Origin of the sequence: Halomarina oriensis, from assembly GCF_009791395.1 — an archaeon.
Lineage (GTDB): Archaea > Halobacteriota > Halobacteria > Halobacteriales > Haloarculaceae > Halomarina > Halomarina oriensis.
This window is the reverse complement of sequence record NZ_WSZK01000003.1, coordinates 1-8,279: the sequence shown is the minus strand read 5'-3', so window position 1 is coordinate 8,279 and position 8,279 is coordinate 1. Positions and strand designations below refer to the sequence as shown.

At 63.3% G+C, this 8,279-nt stretch carries 8 protein-coding genes; 1 reads left to right on the top strand and 7 read right to left on the bottom strand.

Annotated elements, in window-relative coordinates:
* Nucleotides 1–171 precede the first annotated feature (171 nt).
* Together GQS65_RS01150 and GQS65_RS01145 are read right to left on the bottom strand one after the other, a co-directional pair.
* On the bottom strand, nt 172–483 hold the full coding sequence (locus tag GQS65_RS01150; RefSeq protein WP_368279750.1) for a hypothetical protein: 312 nt from the start codon (nt 481–483) through the stop codon (nt 172–174).
* Between the two features lie 334 nt (nt 484–817).
* A complete protein-coding gene (locus GQS65_RS01145) occupies nt 818–1,738 on the bottom strand; it encodes a hypothetical protein (protein ID WP_158202837.1) in 921 nt (306 codons plus the stop codon).
* Between the two features lie 836 nt (nt 1,739–2,574).
* Here GQS65_RS01145 and GQS65_RS01140 point away from each other — a divergent pair.
* A complete protein-coding gene (locus GQS65_RS01140) occupies nt 2,575–3,984 on the top strand; it encodes an FAD-dependent oxidoreductase (RefSeq protein ID WP_368279749.1) in 1,410 nt (469 codons plus the stop codon).
* A gap of 165 nt (nt 3,985–4,149) precedes the next feature.
* Here GQS65_RS01140 and GQS65_RS01135 read toward each other — a convergent pair whose 3' ends face one another.
* The 5 genes from GQS65_RS01135 to GQS65_RS01115 all read right to left on the bottom strand — a co-directional run bounded on the left by GQS65_RS01135 (nt 4,150) and on the right by GQS65_RS01115 (nt 8,063).
* Entirely contained in the window at nt 4,150–4,995 is an 846-nt protein-coding gene (locus tag GQS65_RS01135) for a DNA-binding protein (RefSeq protein WP_158202836.1), read from the bottom strand.
* A 416-nt stretch (nt 4,996–5,411) separates the two neighbouring features.
* Nucleotides 5,412–6,611: an ArdC-like ssDNA-binding domain-containing protein gene (locus tag GQS65_RS01130; RefSeq protein WP_368279748.1), complete on the bottom strand. Its 1,200-nt coding sequence runs from the start codon at nt 6,609–6,611 to the stop codon at nt 5,412–5,414.
* A gap of 187 nt (nt 6,612–6,798) precedes the next feature.
* Nucleotides 6,799–7,257: a type VII toxin-antitoxin system HepT family RNase toxin gene (hepT, locus tag GQS65_RS01125; protein ID WP_158202835.1), complete on the bottom strand. Its 459-nt coding sequence runs from the start codon at nt 7,255–7,257 to the stop codon at nt 6,799–6,801.
* The gene (gene mntA, locus GQS65_RS01120; RefSeq protein ID WP_199268377.1) at nt 7,254–7,724 is read right to left on the bottom strand and encodes a type VII toxin-antitoxin system MntA family adenylyltransferase antitoxin; all 471 of its coding nucleotides are present in this window, start codon (nt 7,722–7,724) and stop codon (nt 7,254–7,256) included. Before mntA ends, hepT begins: the two co-directional genes overlap by 4 nt.
* Before the next feature lie 87 nt (nt 7,725–7,811).
* Nucleotides 7,812–8,063, bottom strand: a complete 252-nt coding sequence (locus GQS65_RS01115; protein WP_158202833.1) for a hypothetical protein — start codon at nt 8,061–8,063, stop codon at nt 7,812–7,814.
* Nucleotides 8,064–8,279: the final 216 nt, after the last annotated feature.

Genomic DNA, 8,279 nt, shown 5'->3' with positions numbered 1-8,279 from the left:
CGCTGTTAGACTCGCGGCACGGGTCTATCAGTTGAATCAGTCGAGTTTCAGTGAAAGAAAGCCATCTCGTTGCTTGCCGGTCTAGTTGGACAGAGAGCACGCGTGCATCAGACAAAACCACAACCCTCACACGTCTCCCATATCCTGAGTACTGAATAGAGTTCGAATCGGTCACCAGTGCTCGCCGAACCCGCTGCACTCGAATTCGTGAGCCCGTTGGCAATCGTGAGTGCAGTCAGCCCTCGTCAACGACCACGTACGACCCGAAATCCTCAACAGAGCCGACTGGCGGGTTCCCGAGTCCCAGCCAGATATTCGCGCCCCCTCTTCGGAGTGGTTCAGGAGATTGCGTACGACATCCGGATGGACACGAACGACACCACCCTTCGGAACGTCGTGAACCTCGCCCTCAATGGCGATCTGTCCCTCCGTCAGTGCGACGAATACCTCCTCCTGGCCTTCGTGTGTGTGCGGCGTGGTCACCTCACCCGGTTCGACAGTGACCTGATTGATTCGCAGCTCCGTGCACCCGAGTGGGTCCGTCAGCTTTCAGACTGTGCTCTCACACGTATCGAACTGATCCGGTGGGACGTTCTGTGGCCTAACGATACTATAGCCATCTTCCATGATTCACAACCCAAGATGGTATCGTATAACTGTTTTTGGTAAAACGCCCGTACACTTGGAGAGTCTATCTATGGAAAATCACTCTGACCCAATGATCGATTCATCCAATCGACGTGAAGATTAGCGGTCTCGAGAGTAACAATCACGACGGACCACGTCTAACTTCCCTTCCAGACCGTATCCGACTGCTTCACGCTGACCAGACCAAGACTTCGTCGTCGGTAGCAACGCCCACAGCAATACGACCGTCGTTGAGCTGGATGCCTGTGATATTGCTCTGGAGTCTGGCTCCCAACTCCCACGTCCATCGTACTTTGGGCCCCTGAGCAGTGTGAGCGACGCCAGCGAGCCGTTCGCGATCCGTTGTCGGGAGGAGGATCTCCACAGTGCCGTCATCGTTGAGGTCGGCGGCAACTGCGCCGTCGATATTTCGGGAGCCATACGTATGAGACGAAAACCCCTCGCTGGTGGCACGAACGGTCAATCGACTGCCTTCGAGGCGGTAGTACTCCAGCGTATGTGTGACGTGGGGTTTTAGAACGACGGCGAGTTCGGGTGTTCCGTCGGGTCCGAACGGAGCTACCGCGAGCTGGTGCCGCCAGCCCGGGCCGTACACGGGGCCGGTCGCGATACGCTGGCCAGCCGTCGAGTAGACGGCGATGCGTGCTCCGTGGGTAGGGTCAGCAATCGTAGTCACGATCTCTGGCTTCCCGTCGCCGTCAAGGTCCGCAACGAGCGGCTGCAACCCCTCGAAAACCATCGGTGCATCGAGCTTCGACCGGACGACGGTTCTCCGTTCTACCGTATCAACGACGATAAGAGAAGATGGTTCGAGGCCGTCGCCGAGGGCACCGTGCCCATAGCGGTCTGTCACGTCTCCGTAGATCGCGTATCGGCCGTTTCCGACGGCTGCTGGCCGGACATCGGGCGGTGCGTCGATCGGAAAACGGGTGCGGCTCTCCCCGTCTATCACGAGGTCGCCGTTGCGCGCAACGAAGAGCCGGCGGGGGTGAGATCTGTTGCCGTTCGCTGGAGCGACCATCTGGCCCGCTTGTGGGCTCTTGCTCAAGGGGTCGGTGAGCAGACGTGGTCCGTCGCCGCTACCTGCCACTACTGGTGGGCTGTCGGACGCTCGCGACTGCAATCGGTTTTCGGTTGTCATTTCTCCACCGTCGACCTGCCACCGGACTACCGACCCATCATCCGTGACCGCAGTCCAGTAGCTTCCTGACGGAGCAGGATGTGCCACGAGCCATTCCGGGCGACTATCGACCGCAATCCGGACGGGTTCGGTGTTACGGAGGGCAGCAGCACCTCGGAGAAACCGATTGCCAGCCGGTTGTGGATGCGTGTACCAGTACGGACCGGAGAGTACCTCAGCAATCGATGTCCTGGTTGGCTCGACAGTCGAAGTCGACCTGGAGTCGTCGCTCGCACAGCCTCCCAACCACGTCGAGAGTCCGACAGTGCCAGCTAGTACCGCCCGGCGCGTGGGCATTGAATGGAATTGGACAACCACTACCAAAGTCATTGGCCTACACGTTCCGTGTGGAAGCCGGCATGTAGCAGACGGACGAGAACGGCACTCTGCACTGACCGACGAGAGAGGTGAGGGGTTACGTTGCCCATTCGGATGTCACGTACCTCCGACTCCCATCCAACATCCGTGACAAAAGCAGCAACGACGTACTGGAATTCTTCGATGTACTGTTCCGGAACACTCTCTACAGCGACAACCTCAACGAGGAGTTCGTACAGGCGTCGGACGCGGACGAGAGCTTGTACTGTACGCCAACCGAGCGTTGCAGAGTACATGAGCACCGCTCACAGTCGGGTCCGAGAGACGCACACTGGGGGGCTGCGACTGCGCCCTCGATTGGTTGTCCGGTCTCACCGAACGCCACACACGCGACTCGTCTTTATTCTGAACGGTGACGATACGGGACTGTGAGTACCTTCGTCGTCGTCGGTGGGGATGCTGCCGGCATGTCCGCAGCGAGTAAAGCGAAACGGGACGACCCCGACCTCGACGTGGTCGTCTTCGAGAAAGGCGAGTGGATCTCGTACGGGGCCTGTGGGCTTCCGTACTACATCAAAGGTGAGATTCAGTCACTGCAGGACCTCGTCTCGGTGACACCCGAGCAGTTCCGCGAGGAACGGGATATCGACCTCCGGACGGGCCACGAAGTGGTCGCCATTGACCCCGACGACCGAACCGTCACCGCTCGGAGCGACGCAGGCGAGGTCGTCCAAGAGTACGACCACCTGTTGATAGCGACGGGCGCGGCCGCCGTCACCCCACCCATCGACGGTCTCGACAGGCAAGGGCTCTACACACTCGGATCGATGTCCGACGGGAAGGACCTCCGGGAGTACGTCAGCCGAGCGCGCGAAGAGGAAGATCTCCAGCAGCCAGACCGTGGCCCGGCGTGCCAGTTCCTCGAGACGTGCAACGGTCCCGTGGGCGTCGTCGGTGGCGGGTACATCGGTGTCGAGATGGCAGAGGCGCTGGCAGCCAACGGCTTCGAGGTCCACCTGTTTCAACGGGGCGACCGTATCCTGAAGTCGTTCAGCGAGGCGACTAGCGAGGCCGTCCTTGAGCACCTCGGCGAACAGGACGTGGCAGTCTACCTCAACGCCGAAGTCACCTCGTTCGAGGGCACCGACGCCGTCGAGGCGGTCAAAACGGACGACGACCGCGTTCCGGTCGAGATGGTCCTCGTCGGGACGGGCGTCCGTCCGCGAACAGACCTCGCCGAGGACGCCGGTGTCGAACTCGGGGAGACCGGCGCGGTCGCGACCGACGCGTATCGAGAAACGAACCTGCCGGACGTGTACGCAGCAGGTGATTGCGCCGAAGCCACCCACGTCGTTACTGGCGAGGCGGTCCACGTGCCGCTCGCCCTGACCGCCAATCGCCACGGCCGCGCTATCGGGCAGACGGTGGCGGGCGAACGCACCGAGGGTGGCGGCGTCGCGGGGACTGCGGCGGTCAAAGCGTTCGACATCGAAGCCGCTCGAACAGGCGTGCTCGACCACGACATCGCCCAGGCAGCCGGTTTCGACCCGCTGGCCAGGACTATCGACGCGAAATCACGGGCCGGCTACTACCCTGAGAGTGGCACCGTTCGGGTGACGCTCACGGTCGACCGACCCACCGGGCGGGTGCTTGGCGGAAGTCTAGTCTCGGAATACGGCGAGGGAGCGGTTCACCGGAGTCACGCCCTCGTCGGGGCGGTAACCGAGGGCGTCAGTGTCGCCGAGCTCGCGAATTACGACCTGGCGTATGCGCCACCGTTCAACACGACGTGGGACCCGGTGTTGACCGCCGCAAAAGTCATCGAAGGACAGCGCTGAGTCAACGTGGCTGGTCGGTTGTGTCACTCTGCGAACAATTTCAGTAATCGACGCACGCCGACAGTAAGCAGTGCGAAAGCCCGGCCGCGCACCGGCTTCGCCGGGAGCAGCCCGGACCGTGGAGGTGGCTGGGGCGATGGCTCGTCAAAAAAGGCCGCGGCCGACCTACGCCCACCAGCGCCCGCGCTCGGGGAAGACGATCCGGGACCACCCCGTCGCAACGAGCGAACATCGACCACGGTGCCAGCTCTTTGTGACGTTACAGAGGCGCACCACCTCGCCCTCCGCGACGACGGGCTGATTCGAGCGCTCCCACACCGTGAACTTGGTCACCGCATTCTCGTCGGCGATCAACCCGACCTGCTGGATGTTCGGGGTCGAGGGCTCCCACAGTTCGATGATCTCACCTTCCACCGTCACCTCGCCCACTGGGACCTCGGGCACCTCCGCGATGGGCACGATGACTCCCGAGATGCGCTTCTCATCCTCGACCGTCTTGAGGACGGCACTCCCCACGTCCTCGCCACTTGCGACTCGCTCTGCGACCCGGCGCGCCACGACCGCTCGGCTCTCACCGCCGCGCACTCGCTGGTGCACTCGACTCGCCTGCCGGTTCACCTCGCCGAGCTCCGCTCTCGTCAGGTCTTCCTGGGGATGTACACGTTCCTCTCGCACTCGCCCACACGTCTCCTCGGCCACCGCTCGCGTTCGCTCTGCCCGTCCCTCCTGGCTCCCGAACGTCGCCTGCGCACTGATGTGCGCCAACTCTTCTTCCCGCGCCCGGATGCACTCCTCCTGTTCGAGGGTCACGCCGTAGATCCGCTCCTCGCTCGTGTCGACCATCCCGTCCGGATGGTTCGCGTCCACCTTCGCCTGGATCTCCTGTTCGACGGAGGGCCGCAGCTCTGGTGCCTCATCGACAACCGCCTCCTCGACCGCCCGCTCGTCCGTCTGTTCGAAGCCCTGTTCATCGACCGAAACCTCATTACCGAATACGTTCTTAGTTGCCATTGCTGAATCCGAAGGCGCTCACTGAGCGTCCGACACTGCGATCTAGTCCATCGCAGTTTTCCACACACGACGACCCGACCAGTCACGACTGCGCGCTCGCTCGCGCCTTCGCGAGCGCCCCCGGGCGCGAGCGAGCGCGCTCCGAGGTGACCGGCACCACAGAGCCCCGCGCTGCGTCCGCCCGGAGCGAGCGGCCAGCGGAGTATGCGTCGCGAGGTGAACGGAGTGAACCTCCGGCGGATACCCGCTGGCGTCGAGGGCACACGCCCGGACCGGGCGCTCGCAGTGTGGAGAGCGCCCGCACGCCCGGACTGGTCGGTCGCGAGCGAATCGCGGGCCAGAGTACAGCGAGGCCCGCAGCGGAGGGCGGCACGCGCCGAGCGGGGCGGGCCACAAGAACACACCAGCACCACCGACTACCGACTGCTGGCCGGCTCCTCCTCCTCCTCGAGAGTCACGTGCGATCGGACCGCCTCGATGAGCTCACGAGCGGTCCGCTGAATCCGCTGCAATCGCTCGTCGATGGTCTCAACGGCCTCGTCGCTCCATGCGGTGACGTACAACGCCGAGGTGCTCGCGTCAAGGCCGACGTGCTGAGCGACGACGTACGCGACCGCCTCGGCTTCGACCTCCGTCGTCGAGGGCTCGTCGTCCGAGCGCTCTGCGTGCAGTTCGGCATGCGCGAACTCGTGGATGGCAGTCCGAGCCAGGTCGGCGGTGTTCTCGTGGTCGAGAACCTCGATGACTGGTGGGTCAGACATCGGGGCGCAGACGCCCTTGGCCGACCCATGCGACCACTCGGCCTCGGCAACGAGCGAGTAGTCGTACCCCCGCTCCTGCGCGACGGCTTCTAACGCGGGATGAAGCGCCGACGCATCGCCGCGGGCTGCCATATCCACCTCGGGAAGGGGCTCGCCCTCCGTTTGAGAGACGTCGAACACGGGGACGGGTTTGAACGCGACCACACCGCGCTCCCACTCGTCGGTCGGTATCTCGGTTCCCTCGCACACCGAGCGTTCGCAGTACGAGGGGCTGTTTCCACACGCGGGACACTGCTTCGCCATGATCGGCGCCCAGATCCAAATGGCCTGTTCGCCCTTCTGCACGGTGCGGTCGAACTCGTTCCTCCACGTATTGAATCCCGCCACGCGGGTCGCCTCAGGTCGCTGGAGTGCGATGAGCAGCTGGTTCTGCGTCGAGTACTCGTGAAACCGGCTCACCACGTCCAGCCACTGCTGGAACTGCTCGTTCGTCGCTGCGTCCGCAACCCCCTCGCGCAACTGGTCCAGCCAGTCGTCGATGGCGCCACTCATCCGGTCGGCGCGGTCCTCAGTCTCCAAAAACGAAACACGGGCAGTGCTGTCGGTTGTCGAGTGTTGTCGGGTCATCACTGAAATCAGGCCCACGATCGAACGCGCTGCCGTGCGCCCTGCACCGCTTGAGGGCCGACAGACACCACCGACGAGCGGCTCGTCAGTCGTTACCCCACAGTTCCCGGTGACCCGGCTTGGTGGGGTAACCGAAAGCCGCGTTCGACTCCGCTGGTCGTGACGCAACGCGAATCGGGCTCGGAGTGGATGGTCCGATGCCCTCTCGATCGCCTGACCCGACTGCATCGTAATGGACCGAATCAGTCGACGGTACGAGCTCGGTATCGACACCGTTCGGTGCAGTTACCCTACATCTCGTTAGAGATTCTACCATCCTGGGGTAAGGAATGCCGAGGAGACCGGCGACAATGCCACTCAGGATGGTGCCTCTCCACCAACAGCAGGGGACCACTGTCACCTCGGGAGGTCGGACTCAGTCGTCGAGTGCGCCGATCGAGACGAGATAGTCCCGAACCTCGACGACGAACGTCCGGTAACGGTCGAGGTCCTGCAGTGCGTTGTAGACGACGTCGTGGTCGATAATCTGGCCGTAGGTATGCGAGAGGACGTTTCGAAAGCGCGCAGCCTGCGCCATCTCCTCGGCCGTCGTCGGAGAAAGAATACCAAGTTCACCGAGTGCCCGCATCGCGTCGGGGTTGCTCGTAGGGGGCTGGCCGCGGTCGTGTTTGACGAGTTCCTCACCGATGTCGATCGACGCCTCGGTCATCTTCACGAACCGCCGTTCGACGATGTCACGAGCGTCAGAGTCGTTGATATACTCCTCACGGGACACCTGCTGTTTGCGAGCAAGTCTCCCCAAACTTTCCTCGATCGTCTCGACGGCGGTGAGAATCCGGTTGAGTCGGTCGGCTGGAAACGGATCGTCAGTCATCGGTCGCGCTGGTCGCCCTCAGACGCCGTGCCAGCAGTCGCTCGGAGATGCTCGTCGATGCGGGCGAGGGCGCTGTCGAAGCGTTCGCGTGGCGAGCGCTCTTCTGCCTCGGACGGTGCGGTGAGTCGCTGGCGCACTTCGGCAGCCGTCGAACGATCACCGACGAGCACCACGCCGTGGTCGAAGACCGCCTCAGCGACGGCAGGGGAGAGCGTCCGGACGTCCACGAGGTCCACGTCGTCAGTGTCGAGGGCGGCGCTCAGGTCCGCACTCAGCCCGAACAACGTGTCGTTGTACGTCGGGTCATCGCGGGGGACCGCCTCGAAGTCGACCGCAATGTCGATATCACTGGCCGGATGGGCCTCGCCCGTCGCGTGCGACCCGAAGAGCACGGCGAGACGGACCGGATGCTCCCGAAGGATCGCTCGGAGCTCCTCGACCGGCAGGGAGTCGTCGACGTCAGCCATCTCACCAGCCCTCATTGGCACGAATAACGGTCTCACGACATATAAACACCCACAGACCCCCCGATGAGCGGCGACGCGGAGCCACCGTCAGACGAGTGGGAACCATATCCGGAGCCGTCGTCCCCACGACCTGAGTTGGTGGCGCACCGCCTGCTGACGGTCACGTTGGAGGACACCGACTTCGTCGTAGAACGTCCGCCGAGCGGCGGGCATCTCCCGCAGGCAGGTCTCACAGTCCGCACAGACGAACTCAAGCTCACCACGGAGGTCGGACTCGATCGACTCGACGGTCCCCTTTTCATCGAACGTGCGTGTCTCGTAGACGAGCTGTCTCGCCACGAACTGTCGGGCGGTACACTCGGGACACCGGGTGTATCCAAGGGGCTGGTGCTCGTCTCCCCCTGGTGTGTCCTCGTCACCGTCCGCACTCGATTCGTTCGACGCTTGTGCGTTCAGAGGCTCGTCTGTCGCTCTCGACCACTCTGGCCTGCTCGCTCCCGAACGATCGATGCGCTGCTCGAGTGACGAACGGTCGGACCTACGACGAACTGCGCA

Excerpts from the sequence above, each read along its gene's own strand:
- GQS65_RS01135 (WP_158202836.1), bottom strand. The coding sequence starts at position 4,995 with ATGGCAACTAAGAACGTATTCGGTAATGAGGTTTCGGTCGATGAACAG.
- hepT (WP_158202835.1), bottom strand. The coding sequence starts at position 7,257 with ATGACTGACGATCCGTTTCCAGCCGACCGACTCAACCGGATTCTCACC.
- GQS65_RS01130 (WP_368279748.1), bottom strand. The coding sequence starts at position 6,611 with ATGCAGTCGGGTCAGGCGATCGAGAGGGCATCGGACCATCCACTCCGA.
- mntA (WP_199268377.1), bottom strand. The coding sequence starts at position 7,724 with ATGGCTGACGTCGACGACTCCCTGCCGGTCGAGGAGCTCCGAGCGATC.